Raw genomic sequence first — 18,949 nt, forward strand, 5'->3', positions numbered from 1 at the left:
AGTCCCCCTGACGCGACGGCGCTAGACAACGTGGTAGCTCTCGATGAGCGACTTGATGATGAGGCCCCACCCGTCGACGAGGACGAACAGCAGGATTTTGAACGGCAGCGAGATCATCACCGGCGGGAGCATCATCATGCCCATCGACATGAGCGCGGCGGAGACGACGAGGTCGATGACGAGGAACGGGATGAAGATGACGAACCCGATGATGAACGCGCTCCGCAGCTCGGAGATCACGAACGCGGGGATCACGGTCGTCATCGGCACGTCGGCCATCGTCTTCGGGTTGCCCTGCCCGGCGGCGCGGGTGATGAGGGCGACGTCCTCCTCGCGCGTCTGGTGCAGCATGAACGTGCGGAGCGGCTTCGTGCCGACCTCGACGGCCTTCGCGAAGTCGATGTGCCCGGCGAGGTAGGGCTGCAGGGCGTCGTCGTTGATGTGCCCGAGGACCGGCGCCATCACGAACAGCGACAGGAACAGCGCGAGGCCGGCGATGACCTGGTTCGGCGGGATGGACTGCAGGCCGAGCGCGTTCCGGGTCATCGCGAGCACGACGAAGATCTTCGTGAACGACGTCATCATGAGCAGGAGCGCCGGAGCGACGCTCAGGAGCGTGATCCCGATGAGGGTCACGACCGCCGACGACGGCGTGCCGTCCGGGCCGTTCACGCTGACGCTGAAGTCGCCGTTCGCCGGCGGCGTCGGGGAGGCGGGAGCGGTCGGCTGGACGACCCCGGCGGCGTGCGCCCCGGTCGCGGTGAGCATGAGGAACCCGGCGACCGCGACGAGCCCGAGCAGGACGAGTGCGACGACCCGTCCGGAGCGCGCCAGCCGGTGCGACGTCGCGGCGGTCACCCGGCCCGCCGGTTCCGGAGCGCGGCGGCGGCCTGCCGCCAGGTCTCGGCCGACAGGATCGAGCCCTGCAGCTGCGCCGAGGTGGGCACGGCGGTGCGCTGCGAGCGGCGGTTCCGCGGGCGCATGGGCAGCGGCTCCGCCGCGTCGGCCGGGAGGCGCGGCTCGGCCGCCGTCTGCTGTGCGAGTTCCTGACGGAACTGCTCGGCCGACGGTGTCGGACGCACCGGCAGCTGGACGGGGCCGGTCACGATGGTCAGCTCGGGCGCTGGCGCCTGCCCGCTGGTGAGCAGGGCGACGCCGTGCTCGGAGACACCGAGCACGAGGCGCTCCCCCTCGACGTCGACCACGACGACGCTCGCCTTGCCGCCGATGCCCTGTCGGGCGACGACCTCGACCGAGGCCGAACGGCGTCCCTTCGCCCTGCCCGCGCCGAACTGGCCCTTCGCCATGCGTCGGTGCAGCACCCACATGAGGGCGAGCACGACGCCGAGCGAGAGCGCGACGCGGAGGGCGATGACGAGCGTGTCCACGGCGGGGCTCAGACGGATTCGGCGACGTCGAGGATCTTCGTGATCCGCACCGCGTAGTCCTGGTCGACAACGACGACCTCGCCGTGCGCGATGAGCCGGCCGTTGAGGAGCACGTCGGCGGGGGCGCCGGCGCTGCGGTCGAGCTCGACGACGGCGCCCGGTTCCATGCCGAGGACGTCGCGGACGGACATCCGGGTGCGGCCGATCTCGACGGTCAGGGTCATCTCGACGTTGTTGATGCGCCCGAGGTTGCCGGTCGGGATGGTCGCCGCGGGGGTGGCCGGTGCCGACACGGTGCCGTTCTCGCGGACGCGCAGCGCGAACCAGCCGCCGGGGACGCCGCCGGCCGTGAGCTCGAACACCACGGTGTCCGGGTCCGCCAGGAGCGCCGACGCCGACTCGCGGCGGGCGTCGCCGAGGACCCCGACGCCGAGCACGCCCGCGGCGGCCTCGAGCGACGGACGGAGGACGTCGGTGACGTCGACGATCCCGTGTTCGGTGCCGCCCGCGGCCGCGACGGACTCGAGGTCGGTGAGCACGAGCACCAGGTCGGCCGACAGGCCGCCGACGAACGACGCGACCACCGCGTCACCGGCCGCTTCGAGGGCGACGGGAGTCGCGCCTCCAGGCTGGAGCACCGCCGTCAACGGAGCGGCCGTCGGGAGCTGCGCGACGAGGGACTCGGCCGCCTGCGTGTGGAGGGTGGTGGTGACGGTCATGCGCTGGGCTCCGATGTGGTGGTGACGACGATGCCGGCGAGGCGCGAGCCGTTCGCGCCGACCGCGGCCGTGCCGACGGGCTCGCCGTCGACCGTGATGGTGAGGGGACGGTGCTGCGGGTGCGGCAGCGGCAGGACGTCGCCGACGGCGAGCCGGAGGACCTGCGAGGGCAGGACCGGCGCCGACGCGAAGCGGAGGCTGACGCCGACCGGCACCCCGGCGAGCTGCGCGTCGAGCAGGGCGCGGGCGTCGGCGGGCGACACGTGGGTGGCGGCCTCGCCGAGCTGCGGCAGCACGGCGTCGGCGGGCAGCGCGAGCGTCCCCGGTGAGACCCGGTCACCGACGCGGATCGTGAACGAGGCGACGATCATCAGGTCGCCCTTCTGGGCGGCCTGGGCGAACTGCGAGTTGAACTGGAAGCCGCCGACCGTGACGTCGTGCGCGAGGAGCCCGCCGAACGAGTAGCGGAGGTCGTCGAGGGCGTCCTCGACGATGCGACGGACGAGGGCCTGCTCGATGGGGGTGAAGGTGCGGTCCGGCGTCGGCAGCGGCTTCGAGGCGCCGAGCGCGTGCGAGACCCAGGTCAGGGCGGCGTCGAGCGGGACCTGCAGCACGCCCTTCGGGATCACGTCCGCGATCGGGAGCAGCACCATGCCGGTGAGCGCGGGTAGCGACGCCGCGTACTCGTCGTACGTCGTCATCTGTACCTGCTCGCACGTGACCTGGCTCACCGCGCGGACCTTCGCGGTCAGCTGGGTGCCCCACTGGCGCGCGAAGGTCTCGAAGGCGAGCTCGAGGACCCGGGCGTGCTCGCGGGCGAGCGTCGACGGGCGCGCGAAGTCGTACACCTCGGGCGCTGGCAGGGTCTCGGTCACGGGTGCGTCTATCGGTCCGCCGTGCCGGACCCGTCAGTGCCGTGCCCCCGCTGTGCCCACTTCTGGGGAGGCCGCGGTCGTGTCCCAAGTCGGTGTCAGTATCGGTGGTGGTGTCGATGTCGGTCGGGCGTCAGCCCTGGCGTGCTCCGTCCTGCGCCTTCGCGAGTGCCGGCATGAGCGCGCTGACGTCCTGGTCCTGGTTCGACAGCACCACGATGTCGACGCGGCGGTTCAGGGTGAGGTCGGCGTCCGTCCCGCCCTTCGCGAGGGGCCGGCTCGACCCGAACCCGACGCTCTGGACGTGCTCCGCCGGCATCCCGCCCCGCTCGACGAGGTCCCGCAGCACGCCCGTCGCCCGCGCGGCGCTGAGCTCCCAGTTCGTCGCGTACGGCGCGGTCGAGTTCCGCTGGTCGGCGTGGCCCTCGACGCTGACGTCGTGGCTGCTCGTCCGGAGCACCGGCGCGATCGCGTCCATGATCCGCTTCGCCTGGTCGGACAGGTCCGCGCTGTTCGTCGTGAAGTACGTCTCGCTGCCGATCAGCCGCACCGTGAGGCCGCGGGCGTCGACCGTGAACTGCACGTTCGCGGTCTGCCCGGCCTTGTCGAGGTTGCCCTTGATGGCCGCTTCGATCGCCTTGAGGTCGTCGAGCTCCTTCTGCGCCGCGGCGAGGTCCGCCTTGGTCGCGGTCGTCGGAACCACGGTCGACGCCGGGTCGACGTTGGTGTCCTTCGTGCCGGACGAGGCGGTGGAGTGGTCCGCCTGGGACTTGTCGACCGAGTAGCCGGAGCCGTCCTTCACCTCGTCCTTCGTGACGACCGTGCCGGACGCGGTGTCGACCTTCTGCGACTTCACCTCGCCGAAGCCGGTCGCGAGCGAGTTCTTCAGCTGGATGTACTTCTGCTGGTCGACCGTCGACATCGCGAAGAGCACCAGGAACATGCACATCAGCACCGTGATCATGTCCATGTAGGACGCCATCCAGCGCTCGTCGGGGTGCTCGGCGTCGTCGTGGGACTTCTTCGCACGACCGCGGCCGCGGCCGCGGGGGTTGGCGCTCATCGTCAGGCCGCCAGCTGCTGGTCGTCGAGTCCGGCGTCGCCCTTGCCGGCCTTCGCCTTGCCGCCCTTGGCATCGCCCCGGGCCGACGGCGGCACCATCGCGGTGAGGCGCTCACCGAGGAGTCGCGGCTGGCTGCCGGCCTGCACGGCGAGGAGCCCCTCCATCAGGAGCGTCTGCCGGTCGGCCTCGAGCTGCGCGAGCTTCCGGAGCTTGCCGCCGATGGGCAGCCACATGAAGTTGGCGGTGAGGAGCCCCCAGAGGGTCGCGACGAAGGCGCTCGCGATGAGGGGCCCGAGCTCGTCCGGCTTGCCGAGGTTCGCGAGCACGTGGGTCAGCGACACCACGGTGCCGATGATGCCGACGGTCGGGGCGAAACCGCCGAGACCCATGAAGAACGCACTCGCACTCCGCACCGGGGCCGCGTTCGACTCGATCTCGTCCTCGAGCAGGATCCGCAGCTCGTCGCCGTCGGTTCCGTCCGCGATGTTCTGCAGCGCCTTCTTCATGAACGGGTCGTCGTGCTTGTCGGCCTCCTGCTCGAGCGCGAGCAGGCCGTTCGCCCGGGCGGTCTCGGCGAGCCCGACCACGTCGTCGATGACCGCCTGGGGCGGGGTGACCTTGCCGGTGAACGCCTTCGGGACGGCCTTGAAGCTGGCGATCGCGTCCTTCAGCGTGGTGCTCGCGATGCCGCAGCCGATGGTGGCGCCGAACACGAGCAGCATCGGCGCGGGGAGGAACAGGCCGGCGAGCTCGACGTGCTCCATCTCGACCATGCCGAAGAGGGCGCCGAAGGCCAGCAGGATCCCGATGATCGTCGCGATGTCCATCTCAGCGGCCCCCGTCCTGCGTGCGGGGTGCGCGGTCGGCGCCGGTCGCTCGCCCGTGGATCGGGGCGACGGCCGCCAGGGTGGGCTGCGGGCCGGTGGCGTTCCGCGGCTCCGACCCGTACGCGATGGTGACGATCCGGGCGCGGTACGCGGCGATCCGGTCGATGACCTCGGCCATGGACTCGCGCACGATGTACTTCGCGCCGTCGACCATGATGAGGGTCGTGTCCGGCGTCTCCTGGATGCGCTCCACGAGGTCCGGGTTGACAGCGAATCCGCTGCCGTTGAGTCGTGTGACGACGATCATGGCCCGTCCTGGTTCTCGATCGTCCCGCCGCCGTCCGTGGGGCGGGATGCGGCCCGTCCGTGGGCCTGCACGGAGGACTATCGGCGGCCGTGCGGATGCCGTTAGCGGCTGCCGGGGTGCCGTTCGTGGCCGCCCGTCGTGGCCGCCCGTCGTGGCGCGCCGGAATCCGTCACGTCGGGGTGCATCCGATCGGGGTCCCCGGCCGGTAGTGGGGGTACGACGTCGACGACGACGTCGTGGGAGAAGGAGACCAACCATGCGCAAGACCATCGCCACCGGCCTCAGTGCCGGCGTCCTGCTCGCCGCGGCTGCGGCCGTGATGCCCGCGACCGCTGCGACCGCCGCCACCGGCGACGCCACGCTCTCCGTCCTGCACGCCGTGCCCGCCGTCACCGTCGACGTGTACCTCGACGGCAAGCGCGCCCTCGACGACTTCACGCCGGGCTCCCTCGCCGGCCCGATGATGGTGCCGGCCGGTGCCCACCAGCTCGCGATCACGGCGTCCGACGCCGCGGACGCCTCGAAGCCGATCATCGGCCCGGTGGACGTGACGCTCGACGGCGGCGCGAACTACACCGCGGTTGCCCATGACAAGACGGACGGTTCGCCCACCGCCACGCTCTTCACGAACGACACGTCGGCGGTCCCCGCCGGCCAGGGGCGTCTGATCGTCCGGCACGTCGCAGCGGCACCCGCCGTCGACGTCCTCGCCGGGGGCAAGGCCGTGGTCTCGAACCTCGCCAACCCGGACGAGCAGGCGCTCGTGCTGCCTGCCGGCACCGTCTCTGCCGCGGTCGCGGCGACCGGCACCACCGACCCGGTGATCGGCCCGGCGGACGTCGCGGTGACGGCCGGCGCCGACACCATCGTGTACGCGTGGGGCAGCCTCGACGACGGCAACCTCGCCCTCGCCACGCAGACGATCGAGGGCCTCGGTGGGACCCCGAACGGCGTCCCGGCGGGCAACGCCGGACTCGTCGCGACGAACACCGCGCCGCTCGCCGGCGGTGCGGCCGGGATCGCCGCGGCAGCGATCGCCGCAGCCGTGGCCGTCGGCGCCGTGGTGCTCCGCCGCCACCACCTGACGGCGTCCGCCGAGCGCGAGGACTCGGGGCGCTGAACACGCTCCGGACGGTGCGGTCCGCCGCGACGACGCTCGTCGTCGCCGCGGCGGCCCTCGCCGCACTGACCGGGTGCTCGCCGGCCGGGACCCCCACCCCCGGCGGGCACCCCTCGCTCGCCCCCACGGCGACGCCGACCCCGGTGCCGTCCGCGTTCTCCACCGCGGTGCCGCAGGCCGCGGCGACGCTCCCGCCCGTCCGGCAGCTCGCGGCGCCGACGCGGATCGACGTGGACTGGGCCGGCGTCTCGGCCGCCGTCCGCCCCGAGGGCGTCGACGACGCGGGCGCGATGGCGCTCCCCCCGGACCCGGCCGTCGCCGGCTGGTACCGGTTCGGCGCCGCACCGTCCTCGCCGGATGGCACCGTCGTGATCGCGGCGCACGTCGACGCGGTCGGCTACGGCACCGGACCGTTCGCCCACCTGCAGGACGTGCCGGACGGCACGACCGTGACCCTCACCGACAGTGCGGGGGCCGGGACCCGGTGGCGGATCACCTCGGTCAGCATGCTCGAGAAGCAGGGGCTGCCCTGGGCCTCGGTGTTCCGCGACGACGGACCGCGACAGCTGGTGCTCGTCACCTGCGGCGGCGCGTTCGACACCACCACCCACCACTACGAGAGCAACCTCGTCATCACCGCCGACCCGGCGTGAGGAGACCGGGACGACCATGGGCGACACGCCGGACCGAGCCGTACGATCAGGGTGTGGTCGACGAGGACCGCAGCAGCGACAGGACGACGTGACGACCACCCTCCCGGACGACGGCGAACTCTCCGACGCGTTCAGCGCCGGCAGCGAGCACGCCCTCCGCGCGGTGTACGACCGGTGGTCGTCGCTCGTCTACTCCCTCGCCCTCCGTGCGCTGGCGGAGCCCGCCGCCGCCGAGGACGTCACCCAGCAGGTGTTCGTGAAGGCCTGGCAACGGAGCGCCAGCTACGACCCATCGCGGGCCCCGCTCGGCGCCTGGCTCGTCGGGATCACCCGGAACTGCATCGCGGACGCCCTGAACGAACGCCGTCGGCACGCCAGCGCCGCCGACCCCGACGTCGTCGAGGAGACCACGGCAGCGCCGGAACCGGCCTTCGACATCGCCGAGCTGGCACTCGTCGCCGGGGAGCTCGACCGGCTCGGCGAGGTCCCGCGGCGCGTCATGCGACTGGCGTTCTACGACGACCTCAGCCATCGTGAGATCGCCGAACGACTCGACCTGCCCCTCGGCACCGTCAAGAGTCACATCCACCGAAGTCTGGCTCGGCTCCGAACACGCTTGGAGGTGATCGAATGAAGCACGTCGACGACGAGACCCTGGCGATGCTCGCGGTCTCCGACGAGGTGGCGGACAACGACGTCGCCGCGCACCTGGCGTCCTGCCAGCTCTGCCGCGACGAGGTCGCGGCACTGCAGCGCGTCGCGGCGGTGACCCGGTCGTCTGCGGACGTCGGGCTGACCGCGCCGCCGGAGCGGGTGTGGGACCGGATCGCGGCGGAGATCGCCGACACCGAGCGGGCGCCGGTCGACGCCGTCGACACTCGGCGTCCTGCGGCGCCGACGCAACCGCGCGCGGACACCGCGCCCCACCGCAGCCGGCCGCGCGGCAGCGACCAGGACCGCCCCCGCAGCGCCGACCGCAACCGGCCCCGCAACCGTCGTCGCGTCCTCGCCGCCGTGCTCTCCGGCGTCGGCGTGCTGGCGGTCCTGGTCGGCATCGGCGTCGTGACCGGCGTCGTGCCCGGACTCCCCCGCGGCGGCTCCGAGACCGTGCTGGCCAGCGCCCAGCTCGACGCCCTGCCGTCGTGGAAGGGCTCGAGCGGCACCGCCGAGCTCGAACGCGACCGCGACGGTCGCACCACCCTCGTCGTCGACCTCCGCGGTGCTCGTGACGAACCGGAGGCCGGCGGCCTCCGCGAGGTCTGGATGATGCGTGCCGACCTCAAGGGCCTGGTGAGCGTCGGCTTCCTCGACGGTGACCGCGGCCGCTTCACGGTGCCGGCGGCGATGGACACCGCGGCCTTCCCGGTGGTCGACGTGTCGGCCGAGGCGGACGACGGCGATCCGACGCACTCCGGCGACTCGATCGTGCGCGGGACCCTGTCACGGCCCTGACCCTCGCGGGTCCCTCGCGTCCCCCGAATTCTCAGATACGACGTATTCAACCTGCAAAGCCGGTGAATCGGGTGATCCGCACCGCTGCTTTATCTCACCAGCGTGTTAGCGTGACGCCATGTCCGACACCACCACCGTCGTCAGTCCCGCCGTCACCGCCACGACGGCACCCCTCCGCGAGGTCGGCGCCCTCATCCGGGGCGCCCGCAAGGGACGCAGCATGACCCAGGCGCAACTCGCCGAACGGGTCGGCACCAGCCAGAGCGCGATCAACCGCATCGAGCAGGGCGGGCAGAACCTGTCCCTCGAGATGCTCACCCGCATCAGTGACGCCCTCGACCAGCAGATCGTCTCGATCGGCGGAGCACCGCAGCGTGCACACCTGCGCGTGCAGGGCGGCCGGAAGCTCAGCGGCTCCATCGCGGTTAACTCGAGCAAGAACGCCGCCGTGGCGCTCCTCTGCGCCTCGCTCCTCAACCGCGGCGTCACGCGTCTGCACCGGGTCGCACGCATCGTCGAGGTCGACCGGATCATCGACGTGCTCCGCAGCCTCGGCGCGACCGTCACCTGGTCGGAGGACGGCGAGACCCTCGAGATCGTCGCCCCTGCCGACCTCCGCCTCGATGCCATCGACGCCGACGCCGCCCGCCGCACCCGCAGCGTCCTCATGTTCCTCGGCCCGCTCAGTGGCCGGTACGAGTCCTTCCGCCTGCCCTACGCCGGCGGCTGCGACCTCGGCACGCGCACGGTCGAACCGCACCTCATCGCCCTGCGGCCCTTCGGCGTCGACGTCGAGGCGACCTCCGGCTGGTACGAGGTCGGCGTCGCGAACACCGCCGTCCCGACGAAGTCCGTCGTCCTCACCGAGCGCGGCGACACCGTGACCGAGAACGCCATCCTCGCCGCGGCCGCCCGCGACGGCGAGACCGTCATCCGGAACGCCAGCCCCAACTACATGGTGCAGGACCTCTGCTTCTTCCTCGAGCTGCTCGGGGTGCGCATCGAGGGCATCGGCACGACCACCCTCCGGATCACCGGCAAGAGCCGCATCGACGAGGTCGTGGACTACTGGCCGAGCGAGGACCCGGTCGAGGCGATGAGCCTCCTCACCGCGGGGATCGTCACCGCGTCGACGCTCACCGTCACCCGCGCGCCGATCGAGTTCCTCGAGATCGAGCTCGCGACCCTCGCCGAGATGGGCCTGCGGTTCGACGTGTCCGAGGAGTACCCCGCCGCCAACCGCCGCACCCGCCTGGTCGACATCACGGTGCACCCGTCCGAGCTGCACGCCCCGATCGACAAGATCCACGCGATGCCGTTCCCGGGTCTCAACATCGACAACCTGCCGTTCTTCGTCGTCATCGCCGCGATGGCCGAGGGCACCACGCTCGTGCACGACTGGGTCTACGAGGGCCGGGCGATCCACCTGCTCGACCTCACCCGCCTCGGTGCGAGCGTCACGCTCCGCGACCCGCACCGCCTCGACGTGACCGGTCCGACGCACTTCTCCGGTGCCGAGGTGAGCTGCCCGCCGGCCCTCCGGCCCGCGGTCGTGATCCTGCTGGCGATGCTCGCGGCGAAGGGCGAGAGCGTCCTCCGTAACGTGGGCATCATCGCCCGCGGCTACGAGCAGCTGCAGGAGCGCCTCAACTCGCTCGGCGCGTCCATCGAGACGTTCCACGACTGAGGCGCACCCCGCCGCCCAAGCACCCGAGCGGGCAGGGTTCGTCACGCTCGACGCCGGCGACCGGCCGGTTCCGCCCGCTGGGCGGAATGCGCGTGACGCGTCGTGCGCTCTCGACGCGCCCAACTGACGGCCTGGAGGCGCGGTGCCAGCCCGCACCGCGCCTCCAGGCCGTCGTCGGTACCGTCTCGGGCTCGCCACCGGTCCGCAGGACGCGACCGGGTGGGCGCGCACAGCGCACGGCGCGTTGACTGGAGTGTCGGCCGAACGAGGAGTGCGTGTGCTGGGACCTGAACTGGTGGTCGTGCTCGGCCTCGCCATCGCCGTGACGGCGGGGATCGCCGACCGCATCCGGGTCGCGCCGCCGGTGCTGCTGCTGGTGATCGGGGCCGGGCTGGCGCTCGTGCCGGAGTTCACGCACGTGCAGCTGCCCGCCGACGCCGTCCTGCTGCTCTTCCTGCCCGCGCTGCTGTACTGGGAGAGCCTCACGACGTCGCTGCGGGAGATCCGCAAGAACCTCCGGGGCATCGTGCTGATGGGGACCCTGCTCGTCGTCGTGACCGCCGGCGCGGTCGCGGTGCTGCTCCACCTGCTCGGACTGCCGTGGGGGCCGGCTTGGGTGCTCGGCGCCGCGGTCGCGCCGACCGACGCGACGGCCGTCGGGGTGCTCACGAAGATGCTCCCGCGGCGGAACGTCACCGTGCTCCGGGCGGAGAGCCTGGTGAACGACGGCACCACGCTCGTCGTCTACGGGATCGCCGTCGCGGTGACCGTCGGCACGCAGGAGCTCACCTTCTGGGGCGTGTCCGGCATGCTCGTGCTGTCCTACCTCGGCGGGGTCGCGGCCGGGCTCGCCGCGGCGTGGCTCGGCACGCTCGTCCTCCGTCGGGTCGACACCGTGGTGCTCGAGAACATGGTGACGCTGCTCGTGCCGTTCGCCGCGTTCCTCGCCGCCGAGGCCATCGGCGCGTCCGGGGTGTTGGCGGTGGTCGCGGCCGGGATCGTGGTCAGCCAGGTCGCGCCGAAGCTCGACCGTGCCGAGACCCGGCAGCAGGTCCGGGCGTTCTGGTCCTTCCTGACGTTCCTGCTGAACGGGTCCCTGTTCGTGCTCGTCGGAATCGAGGCGATGGTCGCGGCACGCGCCCTCGACGCGTCGGAGCTGCTGCGCGCCACCGGGATCATCGCCGCGGTGGCCGTCGCGCTCGTGCTCGTGCGGTTCGCGTTCCTCAACGCGGCCGGGGGCGCGGTCTGGCTGGTCACCCGACGGACCGGCGGTGCGCCGCGGGAGGGCCACCGCGACCGGCTCGTGAGCGGCTTCGCCGGGTTCCGCGGCGCCGTGTCCCTCGCGATGGCGGTCGCCGTGCCGCGCACGCTGGAGTCGGGTGCCGCGTTCCCGGACCGCGACCTCATCGTCTTCGTCACCGCCGGGGTCGTCGTCGTGACGATCGTCGGCCAGGCGCTCGTGCTGCCGGCTGTGCTGAGGTACGCCGCGCTTCCCGAGGACGAGTCCGTCGGCGAGGAACGGCGGTACGCCGAACGGACCGCGATCCAGGAGGCGCTCGACGCCCTCCCCCGGCTCGCGCGGTCCACCGGCGCCGACCGTGCCACCGTCGAGCGGGTGCGGAAGGACTACGAGGCGCACCTCGACGTCATCCAGGCGCGCGAGGAAGAGGACGACGACCACCCGGCGCTGCAGCGGCACGACAGTGCGGTCGCCCTCGAGCTCGCGCTCGTGCAGCACAAGGCCGCCACGCTGCTGCGGCTGCGGGACGCCGACGAGATCGACGACCTGGTGCTGCGGCAGGTGCGCGCGGGGTACGACGCGGAGGAGGCGCGGTTGGACGGGTCGACGCCGGTCTGAGCGGGCCGGGCGCGGGGTCGCCGTCGGGTGCGGTCCCTATGCGCTTTCGGGCGCGTCGGGTGCGGTCGCTACGCGTCCTCGGGTGTGGCCGCGTCGGGTGCGGTCGCGTCCGCGGCGAGGGCCTTCCGACGCTGCGACACCTGGACCGCGATCGCGACCGGGACCGCGGCCAGGGCGAGCACCCGCAGCCACGGCCGGTCGAACACGTGGCGCGTGGCGTGGTCGAGGGACACCGGGCCGGGGCCGCCGAGCGCGAACATCGCAGCCGAGAAGCCGAGGAACGCCGGGAACTCGAGACCGCCGTCCGCGTTGAAGAACCCGTTCGGGGTGTGCACGCTGGAGGCGACCCCCATGGTCGTCGCCGCTCCGGCGCCGGCGATCGGCGTGGCCAGGCCGAGTGCCAGGGCAGCACCGGAACCCGCCTCGCCGATGCCGGCGAGGACGGCGTTCCGACGGGCCGGCCGGAAGCCCATCGCCTGCATGCCCTGGGCGGTGCCCTCGATGCCGCCGCCGCCGAACGCGCCGAAGAGCTTCTGTGAGCCGTGCGAGACGAGCACGGCGCCCAGCGCGATGCGGAGCAGCGTCTTCGCGGTGACCGAAGCGGTGGTGTGTCGCGAGTTCATGTGGTCCTCCAGGTCGTCCGGGTCCGGGGTGCCCGTCGTCGTGGACGGGCGCGGTGCCGCAGACGGTACGCCGTGCTCCGCCGACGTGCGAGGATCGATCGGTGCAGCCCCAACATCCTCCGATCGCGGTCGTCATCGCCGCCATGAGCGAAGAGGTCGCGGCGTTCGCGGACCTCTTCGGCGGCGTCCCGGCGCTCGACGGTCCGGTGGGCGGACACGACGCGCACCACCTCCTCGACATCGGCGGCGCGACGGTCGCCGTCCGCCGCAGCGGCATCGGCTTCACGAACGCCACGGCCGCCGTCGCGCACTGCTTCCACGACTTCGGCGCCGGCGTACCGGTGGTCAACGTCGGGACGGCGGGCGGCCTCATGCACGGCATCGAGATCGGCGACGTCGTGGTCGGCGACCGGTACGTCAACCTCAACGCGGACGCCACGACGTTCGGGTACGCGCTGGGCCAGGTGCCGGGCATGCCGACGGGCTACGCGCCCGACGAGCGACTGGTCGACCTGGCGCTCGGCTCGGACGCCGGGTACCGCCTGCGGTCCGCCACGATCGGGTCGAGCGAGGTCTTCGTGACCGAGGGCCGGGCGCGGCTGCTCCGCGACGCGTTCCCCACCGTCGCCGCAGTCGACATGGAGTCGGCGGCGATCGCGCAGTTCGCACACGTGCACGACATGCCGTTCGTGTCAGTGCGGGCCATCAGCGACCTGTGCGCGCCGGACGGCGACGAGTTCCGTGAGCACCTCGACGGCGCTGCGGGCCGCGCGGCGCGGGTGGTGCGGGACGTGGTGCTCGGGATCGCGCGCTGACGGGGGTTCTGACGTGACCCGTCTGGAGCGCACCTCGCAGGTCGGACGCCTTCGCGGTTCGATGGGCGCATGACCGATCCCAGGACCTTCCTCATCACCGGCACCAGTCGCGGGATGGGCGTCGACTTCGTCCGCGCCGCGCTCGAGGCCGGCCACCACGTCGTCGCCACCGCCCGGAACCCCGACCGGGTGGTCGCCGCGGTCGGGTCCCACGAAGCGCTCCTCCCCGTCGCCCTCGACGTCACCGACGAGGCCGCCGCCCGTGCCGCGGTCGACGCGGCGGTCGAGCGCTTCGGCCGCATCGACGTGCTCGTCAACAACGCCGGCAGCTTCCAGGCCGGGTACTTCGAGGAGGTCTCCGCGGCGCAGTTCCGAACGCAGGTCGAGACGAACTTCTTCGGCGCGCTGAACGTCACCCGAGCGGTCCTGCCCGTCATGCGGCGGCAGCGCTCCGGGCACGTCGTCAGCATCAGCTCGACGGCCGGGATCGTCGCCGGTGCGGGCGGCAGCGCGTACGCGGCGTCGAAGTTCGCGCTCGAGGGCTGGATGGAGGCGCTCCACGACGAGATCGCACCGTTCGGCCTGCACGCCACCGTGGTCGAGCCCGGGTTCTTCCGCACCGACCTGCTGGCCGAGGGCGATTCGACCTTCTGGGGCGACGTCGCGGTGCCCGACTACGCGGAGGCCTCGGCGCAGACCCGGGAGTTCTTCCGCGGCATGGAGGGACGGCAGTCGGGCGACCCCGCGAAGCTCGCCCGGGCCCTCCTCGCCGTGACCGAGTTGGACGCGCCGCCGGTGCGGTTCGTCGCCGGGGCCGACAGCGTCGGGGGCGTGGTCCGCAAGGGCGAGCTGCTCGTCGCGCAGGCGCGGGCGTACCCGGAGCTGTCGGAGCACCTCGACCTCGACGCGCCGCAGGCCTGACGGGCAGCAGGGCTGACTCGCTGGCTTGCTGGCTTGCTGGCTTGCTGGCTCGCTGGCTTGCTGGCTTGCTGGCTTGCTGGCTTGCTGGCTCGCCCTACCGCAGCTCGGTGAGTTCGTGGGCGATGGCGCGCTCGTCGTCGGGCGTGAGCGTCGTCTGCACCACCGTGCCGCCGAACCTGTCGAGCGCCCGCCGGAAGTCGTCGTCCCGCATAGCCGTGGCGTACGCGACGACCGCCGAGCGTCCCGGCGCCAGGACCGCGGCCACCCGTTCGCGGAACCCGGCGTCGATCGTCGTGCGGTCGAGCCCGGCGAAGAGCGCACCGATCACCCCGCCGACGGCCAAGCCGAGGAACGGCATCAGGAACAGCGCACCGAGCACGGTGCCGAAGACCGCGCTCGACGCGGCGCGGACCCCGAGCTCGGCGGATCTGCCCGGGGTCTCGACGTGCAGGTGTCCACGCTCGTCGACCCGGACGAGGGCGAGCCCGCCGAGCTCCACGACCGTGCGGTCCTGCAGGAGCTGCACCCCCTCGTAGGCCGCGAGGGCACGTGCTTCGTCGTCGAACGCGATGATGATGAGTTCCGACATGGCGTCGTCGTCCCCTCGGTCAGGCGCCGGCCGGAGATGCGCCGGGGAACACCCGGTCCCAGTCGTCCCGCACGCTCACGACGACGACCTCCCGCTCGGCCGCTTCGCCGAGGAGCCGCTCTGCTCCCTTGTCGTACGGGGCGTCGCCGCGTCCGGTGTCGTCGTCGTGGTGGACGGTCAGCCGCAGCCCGGACGCCCCCGGCCGTGCGTACTCGAGCATCTCGCGGTCGCCGTCGGAGTTCCCGACCGCGATCGCCGGACGTTGCCCGATGCGCGACCAGATCCGGACCGGTTTCTCGGGGCCGTCGTCGAAGAACGCCAGCGCGTTGCCGTACCGGACCTCGCCGTCGACGTACTCCAGGCCGAACGCGGTGCCGACGACGCGCTCCGGAGGGATGCCGAAGGCGTCGAAGATCGTCGAGCGCATGAAGTCCCGCTCCCCCGCCGAGACGACGTAGCAGGCGAAGTCGTTCCGGTGCAGCAGGTCGACCAGTTCGACCATGGGCTGGTACACGGTCTCGGCGTAGGGCACACCGAGCGCCGGGTGGGTGCTCGACGCGTAGAAGTCCGCGACCATCTCGGCGTAGCGCTCGACGCTGAGACCGGCCGTGACGCGCGTGACCGCTGCGAAGAGCAGGCCGAGATCTCTGTCGTCACCGGCGGTGTGGCGGTCGATCGCTCCACCGATCCAGGCCAGGTCGCCGGCCGCGGCGGCCGCGTACGGCTGGATCGCGGCGAGCGACGGGTCGGTCCGGGCGGCCTGGGCCCACTGCGCGACGAGCCACTGCAGCTGGGTCGGGACGGGCTTCTCGGTCCACAGCGTGCCGTCGTTGTCGAACACGGCGACCCGCTCGGCCGGGGCCAGCGGGTCGGGGCCGCCGGTGACGTCGGCCACGTACTGCAGGATCGCGTCACGGGCCCGCCCGTCGCGCCAGGAAGGGAGCTCTGTCATGCCGAGCAGCCTCCGTGCTCCCGGTCGGTGTTCGGCGTCCGGCACCCCATCAGTCCGTCGCTGTACGCGCTCAGGTTCGTGATCCCGATGTCGTCGCCCCAGATCACCAGGATGTTCGGCTTGTCCTTGGGCATCGCTGTCCTCCTCGGTCGCGGAGCCCGCACCCCGTGCACGTGGCCCTGCGGCGATGCTCGGCGATCAGCGGCCGGGACGGGCCACCCCGAGCGGGTGAGATCGGACGGTGCGCTGTCGCCCGGCGCGACGACCGTGAGGAAGTCCCCCGACGCAGGGAGCACATCACGCGACGACTCGCACGTGCGCCCTGGCACCCGGCGTCGCCCACACCGTCCCGTCGGCCGCGAACGCGAGCACATCGACCCCCGCGTCGTTCGTGAGCCTGCGGAGGTCGTCCGCGTCGCCGGCGACGACCGCGGTCGCGAGCACGTCCGCCGTGACGATGTCGTCCGCGATGACGCTCGCCTGCACGAATGCCGGCGCCGAGCGCCGCCAGATGTGTTCACCGCGCTCGGCGGTCCCCGACGTCGCGACGGCACGGCCGGGCGCGTCGAGGTGGACGATGCCGACGACCGTGTCGCGGCGGACCGGGTCGACGATCCCGACGCTCCACGGTTCGTCGTCGCGGTGGTGACCCCTGACGAGCACATCGCCTCCCGCGCTGATCATCCAGTCGGCGGAGACGTCGTCGAGGACGGCTCCGGCATCGCGGATGGCCAGGGCCTTCACGACTCCGGACAGGTCGATGACGCCGTCCGGCCGGTGCGGGGTGAAGGCGCCGCCGGTCCGTTCACGCCAGTCGAGCGCGAGCGCGTACACGTCGCGGACCGGCGCCGGGGTGTCGGACAGGCGGAGCGAGCCGGCGGCGACGCGACTCATCACCGACGCCGGGTCGTACAGGCTGTACCGGTGGTCGTAGCCTGCGAACACGGTACGGACCTCGTCGGCAGCCTCCGGGGTCGCTCCCCGGAGGCTGACGACGGTGCCCATCGTCTCGAACGTCCGAACCCTCACAGCCCGGCCTTGTCGATCGCGGACTGGAGCGACGTCGTGTAGCCCTGACTGGTGAAGGTCGCACCGCTGACGGACTGGATCTGTGCGGACTGCGCTTGCAGCGCCTCCTGGCGGAGGATCGGGGCCGCCTGCTGGCTGATCTGGACGGAACGACCGCCCTGGTCGGTCAGCTGGAGCGCCGTGACGTCGGTGATCGTCCCGTTCGCGACGGTGATCTGGACCTGCACCGGACCGTACTGGGTCTGGGTCGTGTCACCGGCGAAGGTACCGGAGGTGGTGGACCCACCGGCCGAGCTCCCGCCCGTGCCGGACCCGGTGCTGCCGGTGCTGGGCCCGCCGGTCGACCCGGTGCCGGTCGACCCGCTCCCGCTCGTGCCGGTGCCGGTGCCGCTCGTTCCGGAATCCGACGTCGTGCGCTGCTGCGCCGGGGCCGTGACCGCGGGCTGCCCACCGAGCTGCCACCCGATGACGAGGACGGCGATCGACGAAACGATGCCGCCGGTGACGACGCGTGGCCTCATGACTCGAACCGTTCCTGGTGGATCTGGTGCTCGGGCACACCGGCGAGCCGTGCTTCGCGGACGACGAGGTCGGACCATGCACGGGGCCCGCAGACGTACAGGTCCGACTCGAGCAGCCTCGGGAACACGGATCGGAGGCTGACCCCGCGCTGGACGTCCCGCTCGGTCATCCAGCTCTCGCGGGACCGCGCTCGGTGGCCGACCATCGTGTACAGCACGCTGCCGGTCGACTCGGCGAGGGCGCCCGTCTCGTGCCACAGGTACTGCTGGTCGGCGTCGGTCCCGCGCAGGAGCACGGTTGCCTCGCCAGGTCGCAGATCGGTGTCCTCGAGCAGCGAACGAACGGGTGTGATCCCGATGCCGGAGGCGACGAGCGCGAGGTACGGGGCGGTGCGGGCGCGGCTGGTGAACAAGCCGTACGGACCTTCGAGGGACACGAACGCTCCGGGTGTGATGCGTCCGAGTCGTGCGGACCCTGCGCCGAGGTCGCGGACGGTGATCCGCGCACGACCGCGGCCGGGGACGGCCGAGAACGACACCGGGTGCGCGTGCCACCACGTCTTCGCGGTCCAGAACCGCCAGACGCCGTACTGTCCTCCGCGGGCGCCCAGACGGTCGAGGTCACGTCCGGCGAGGTGGATCGACACCACACCAGGTGCGATCGGCTCCACTCCGACCACGCGGATCCGGTGGCGGAAGGTCACCACGATCGGCATCGCGAAGCGGTACACCGCGATCAGTCCGAGCGACACGACGTACAGGCCGATCCAGTAGACACGCTGCCAGGTTCCCTGCGCGAGGACGCTGCCGACGCTGAGCATGTGGGGCAACGCGACGAGCACCGCGGCGTAGCTGAGCAGGTGGATGACGTGCCACGCCTCGTACGGCAGCCGACGCCGCACGGCGACCAGCGACGAGACGACCACGGCGACGAACAGCCCGAGTCCGAGGTAGGCCAGCGGCATGTCCGGCGTGGAGAAGAGCGCGATCGTCTCGGCGATCGGGCCGGTCCCCGCCGATGCGCCGTAGCCCAGCGTGAGCAGCGCGCCGTGCGCGAGCAGCAGGTACAGCACGGGCTTCCCGAGTGACCGGTGCACCGCGATGGCGTTGTCCTGGCCGAAGGTCCGGTCGATGAGCGGCACGCGCGCGGCGAGCACGAGCATGACGAGCACGAGGTCGGTCGCGACGAGTCCGGCGACGATTCCGGCGTCGGTGAGCCAGCCGCCGATGCCGACGACCGTGTGCGATCCGGGCGACACGAGCCACAGCATGACAGCCACGGCTGCCGAGACCCAGGCCAGGATCCCGAGCAGGTCGGTGACGGCGTTGCGGCGGCGTCCGGCTCGGCGACGGCGGCGGGCCGCGTCGGCGAGGGACTCGGCCGGTGGGACGTGCCCGCGCCGGCGCCCGTCACTGGGTTGTGTCGGCAGCGGGCGGGTGGGGCGAGCGGTGTCGATCATCGTCTCGTTCCTCTCCAGCATGTGATCGGGTGACTCACAGCATCAGGAGCCGGCCTGTGGACGGACCCGGAACGACGCATGCTGTTCGTTCGA

The 18,949-nt window shown here is 72.4% G+C and carries 22 protein-coding genes; 8 read left to right on the forward strand and 14 right to left on the reverse strand.

Annotation, left to right across the window (positions count from 1 at the left end):
* Positions 1 to 21 precede the first annotated feature (21 nt).
* The 7 genes from fliP to EDF64_RS13880 all read right to left on the reverse strand — a co-directional run bounded on the left by fliP (position 22) and on the right by EDF64_RS13880 (position 5,176).
* A complete protein-coding gene (gene fliP, locus EDF64_RS13850; RefSeq protein WP_133520562.1) occupies positions 22 to 858 on the reverse strand; it encodes a flagellar type III secretion system pore protein FliP in 837 nt (278 codons plus the stop codon).
* Entirely contained in the window at positions 855 to 1,388 is a 534-nt protein-coding gene (locus tag EDF64_RS13855) for a FliO/MopB family protein (protein ID WP_133520563.1), read from the reverse strand. Before EDF64_RS13855 ends, fliP begins: the two co-directional genes overlap by 4 nt.
* Positions 1,389 to 1,396: 8 nt before the next feature.
* A complete protein-coding gene (fliN, locus tag EDF64_RS13860) occupies positions 1,397 to 2,107 on the reverse strand; it encodes a flagellar motor switch protein FliN (protein WP_133520564.1) in 711 nt (236 codons plus the stop codon).
* Positions 2,104 to 2,982: a flagellar motor switch protein FliM gene (locus tag EDF64_RS13865; protein ID WP_133520565.1), complete on the reverse strand. Its 879-nt coding sequence runs from the start codon at positions 2,980 to 2,982 to the stop codon at positions 2,104 to 2,106. The genes fliN and EDF64_RS13865 overlap by 4 nt, the downstream gene beginning before the upstream one ends.
* A 130-nt stretch (positions 2,983 to 3,112) precedes the next feature.
* Positions 3,113 to 4,042 (reverse strand): OmpA/MotB family protein, encoded by a 930-nt coding sequence (locus EDF64_RS13870; protein WP_133520566.1) that lies wholly within the window; start codon positions 4,040 to 4,042, stop codon positions 3,113 to 3,115.
* Positions 4,043 to 4,044: 2 nt separating this feature from the next.
* The gene (locus tag EDF64_RS13875; RefSeq protein ID WP_133520567.1) at positions 4,045 to 4,869 is read right to left on the reverse strand and encodes a motility protein A; all 825 of its coding nucleotides are present in this window, start codon (positions 4,867 to 4,869) and stop codon (positions 4,045 to 4,047) included.
* 1 nt (position 4,870) lies between these two features.
* Positions 4,871 to 5,176, reverse strand: coding sequence for a flagellar FlbD family protein (locus EDF64_RS13880; protein WP_133520568.1), 306 nt, complete (start codon positions 5,174 to 5,176; stop codon positions 4,871 to 4,873).
* Positions 5,177 to 5,432: 256 nt separating this feature from the next.
* Between EDF64_RS13880 and EDF64_RS13885 the strand changes: the two genes are divergently transcribed.
* The 6 genes from EDF64_RS13885 to EDF64_RS13910 all read left to right on the forward strand — a co-directional run bounded on the left by EDF64_RS13885 (position 5,433) and on the right by EDF64_RS13910 (position 11,946).
* Positions 5,433 to 6,296: a DUF4397 domain-containing protein gene (locus tag EDF64_RS13885; protein WP_133520569.1), complete on the forward strand. Its 864-nt coding sequence runs from the start codon at positions 5,433 to 5,435 to the stop codon at positions 6,294 to 6,296.
* A 14-nt stretch (positions 6,297 to 6,310) separates the two neighbouring features.
* Positions 6,311 to 6,949, forward strand: coding sequence for a class F sortase (locus tag EDF64_RS13890; RefSeq protein ID WP_133520570.1), 639 nt, complete (start codon positions 6,311 to 6,313; stop codon positions 6,947 to 6,949).
* An 88-nt stretch (positions 6,950 to 7,037) separates the two neighbouring features.
* Positions 7,038 to 7,583 carry an RNA polymerase sigma factor gene (locus tag EDF64_RS13895; protein ID WP_243736396.1) on the forward strand — a complete coding sequence of 182 codons (546 nt, stop codon included), beginning with the start codon at positions 7,038 to 7,040 and terminating at the stop codon, positions 7,581 to 7,583.
* Positions 7,580 to 8,401 carry an anti-sigma factor gene (locus EDF64_RS13900; protein WP_133520572.1) on the forward strand — a complete coding sequence of 274 codons (822 nt, stop codon included), beginning with the start codon at positions 7,580 to 7,582 and terminating at the stop codon, positions 8,399 to 8,401. Before EDF64_RS13895 ends, EDF64_RS13900 begins: the two co-directional genes overlap by 4 nt.
* A gap of 118 nt (positions 8,402 to 8,519) precedes the next feature.
* Positions 8,520 to 10,088 (forward strand): helix-turn-helix domain-containing protein, encoded by a 1,569-nt coding sequence (locus EDF64_RS13905; protein WP_208108912.1) that lies wholly within the window; start codon positions 8,520 to 8,522, stop codon positions 10,086 to 10,088.
* Positions 10,089 to 10,365: 277 nt separating this feature from the next.
* A complete protein-coding gene (locus tag EDF64_RS13910) occupies positions 10,366 to 11,946 on the forward strand; it encodes a Na+/H+ antiporter (protein ID WP_133520573.1) in 1,581 nt (526 codons plus the stop codon).
* Positions 11,947 to 12,014: 68 nt separating this feature from the next.
* Here EDF64_RS13910 and EDF64_RS13915 read toward each other — a convergent pair whose 3' ends face one another.
* Positions 12,015 to 12,569, reverse strand: a complete 555-nt coding sequence (locus EDF64_RS13915; protein ID WP_133520574.1) for a DoxX family protein — start codon at positions 12,567 to 12,569, stop codon at positions 12,015 to 12,017.
* Between the two features lie 101 nt (positions 12,570 to 12,670).
* On the opposite strand from EDF64_RS13915, the gene mtnN reads away from it, so the two are divergent.
* Both mtnN and EDF64_RS13925 read left to right on the forward strand, forming a co-directional pair.
* On the forward strand, positions 12,671 to 13,384 hold the full coding sequence (gene mtnN / locus EDF64_RS13920) for a 5'-methylthioadenosine/S-adenosylhomocysteine nucleosidase (RefSeq protein WP_133520575.1): 714 nt from the start codon (positions 12,671 to 12,673) through the stop codon (positions 13,382 to 13,384).
* A gap of 69 nt (positions 13,385 to 13,453) precedes the next feature.
* The gene (locus EDF64_RS13925) at positions 13,454 to 14,305 is read left to right on the forward strand and encodes an SDR family NAD(P)-dependent oxidoreductase (protein WP_133520576.1); all 852 of its coding nucleotides are present in this window, start codon (positions 13,454 to 13,456) and stop codon (positions 14,303 to 14,305) included.
* A gap of 94 nt (positions 14,306 to 14,399) precedes the next feature.
* Here the strand turns inward: EDF64_RS13925 and EDF64_RS13935 are convergent, their stop codons facing one another.
* From EDF64_RS13935 to EDF64_RS13955, 6 genes are all read right to left on the reverse strand, one after another.
* On the reverse strand, positions 14,400 to 14,894 hold the full coding sequence (locus EDF64_RS13935; protein ID WP_133520577.1) for a DUF1269 domain-containing protein: 495 nt from the start codon (positions 14,892 to 14,894) through the stop codon (positions 14,400 to 14,402).
* A gap of 19 nt (positions 14,895 to 14,913) precedes the next feature.
* Positions 14,914 to 15,846: an HAD family hydrolase gene (locus EDF64_RS13940; RefSeq protein WP_133520578.1), complete on the reverse strand. Its 933-nt coding sequence runs from the start codon at positions 15,844 to 15,846 to the stop codon at positions 14,914 to 14,916.
* Positions 15,843 to 15,980 carry a hypothetical protein gene (locus tag EDF64_RS18280; RefSeq protein ID WP_166645739.1) on the reverse strand — a complete coding sequence of 46 codons (138 nt, stop codon included), beginning with the start codon at positions 15,978 to 15,980 and terminating at the stop codon, positions 15,843 to 15,845. Before EDF64_RS18280 ends, EDF64_RS13940 begins: the two co-directional genes overlap by 4 nt.
* A 163-nt stretch (positions 15,981 to 16,143) precedes the next feature.
* The gene (locus EDF64_RS13945; protein WP_133520579.1) at positions 16,144 to 16,851 is read right to left on the reverse strand and encodes an FAD:protein FMN transferase; all 708 of its coding nucleotides are present in this window, start codon (positions 16,849 to 16,851) and stop codon (positions 16,144 to 16,146) included.
* 20 nt (positions 16,852 to 16,871) lie between these two features.
* Complete coding sequence (locus tag EDF64_RS13950) at positions 16,872 to 17,396, reverse strand: FMN-binding protein (RefSeq protein ID WP_133520580.1); 525 nt, start codon at positions 17,394 to 17,396, stop codon at positions 16,872 to 16,874.
* Positions 17,393 to 18,856, reverse strand: a complete 1,464-nt coding sequence (locus EDF64_RS13955; RefSeq protein WP_243736397.1) for a ferredoxin reductase family protein — start codon at positions 18,854 to 18,856, stop codon at positions 17,393 to 17,395. The genes EDF64_RS13950 and EDF64_RS13955 overlap by 4 nt, the downstream gene beginning before the upstream one ends.
* Between the last annotated feature and the right edge of the window lie 93 nt (positions 18,857 to 18,949).

The organism is Curtobacterium flaccumfaciens, assembly GCF_004361695.1.
In the GTDB taxonomy this organism is placed as follows: Bacteria; Actinomycetota; Actinomycetes; order Actinomycetales; family Microbacteriaceae; genus Curtobacterium; species Curtobacterium flaccumfaciens_B.

Excerpts from the sequence above, each read along its gene's own strand:
- fliN (WP_133520564.1), bottom strand. The coding sequence starts at position 2,107 with ATGACCGTCACCACCACCCTCCACACGCAGGCGGCCGAGTCCCTCGTC.
- EDF64_RS13870 (WP_133520566.1), bottom strand. The coding sequence starts at position 4,042 with ATGAGCGCCAACCCCCGCGGCCGCGGCCGCGGTCGTGCGAAGAAGTCC.
- EDF64_RS13875 (WP_133520567.1), bottom strand. The coding sequence starts at position 4,869 with ATGGACATCGCGACGATCATCGGGATCCTGCTGGCCTTCGGCGCCCTC.
- EDF64_RS13880 (WP_133520568.1), bottom strand. The coding sequence starts at position 5,176 with ATGATCGTCGTCACACGACTCAACGGCAGCGGATTCGCTGTCAACCCG.
- EDF64_RS13885 (WP_133520569.1), top strand. The coding sequence starts at position 5,433 with ATGCGCAAGACCATCGCCACCGGCCTCAGTGCCGGCGTCCTGCTCGCC.
- EDF64_RS13900 (WP_133520572.1), top strand. The coding sequence starts at position 7,580 with ATGAAGCACGTCGACGACGAGACCCTGGCGATGCTCGCGGTCTCCGAC.
- EDF64_RS13905 (WP_208108912.1), top strand. The coding sequence starts at position 8,520 with ATGTCCGACACCACCACCGTCGTCAGTCCCGCCGTCACCGCCACGACG.
- EDF64_RS13915 (WP_133520574.1), bottom strand. The coding sequence starts at position 12,569 with ATGAACTCGCGACACACCACCGCTTCGGTCACCGCGAAGACGCTGCTC.
- EDF64_RS13925 (WP_133520576.1), top strand. The coding sequence starts at position 13,454 with ATGACCGATCCCAGGACCTTCCTCATCACCGGCACCAGTCGCGGGATG.
- EDF64_RS13935 (WP_133520577.1), bottom strand. The coding sequence starts at position 14,894 with ATGTCGGAACTCATCATCATCGCGTTCGACGACGAAGCACGTGCCCTC.
- EDF64_RS13940 (WP_133520578.1), bottom strand. The coding sequence starts at position 15,846 with ATGACAGAGCTCCCTTCCTGGCGCGACGGGCGGGCCCGTGACGCGATC.
- EDF64_RS18280 (WP_166645739.1), bottom strand. The coding sequence starts at position 15,980 with ATGCCCAAGGACAAGCCGAACATCCTGGTGATCTGGGGCGACGACATC.
- EDF64_RS13945 (WP_133520579.1), bottom strand. The coding sequence starts at position 16,851 with ATGGGCACCGTCGTCAGCCTCCGGGGAGCGACCCCGGAGGCTGCCGAC.
- EDF64_RS13950 (WP_133520580.1), bottom strand. The coding sequence starts at position 17,396 with ATGAGGCCACGCGTCGTCACCGGCGGCATCGTTTCGTCGATCGCCGTC.
- EDF64_RS13955 (WP_243736397.1), bottom strand. The coding sequence starts at position 18,856 with ATGATCGACACCGCTCGCCCCACCCGCCCGCTGCCGACACAACCCAGT.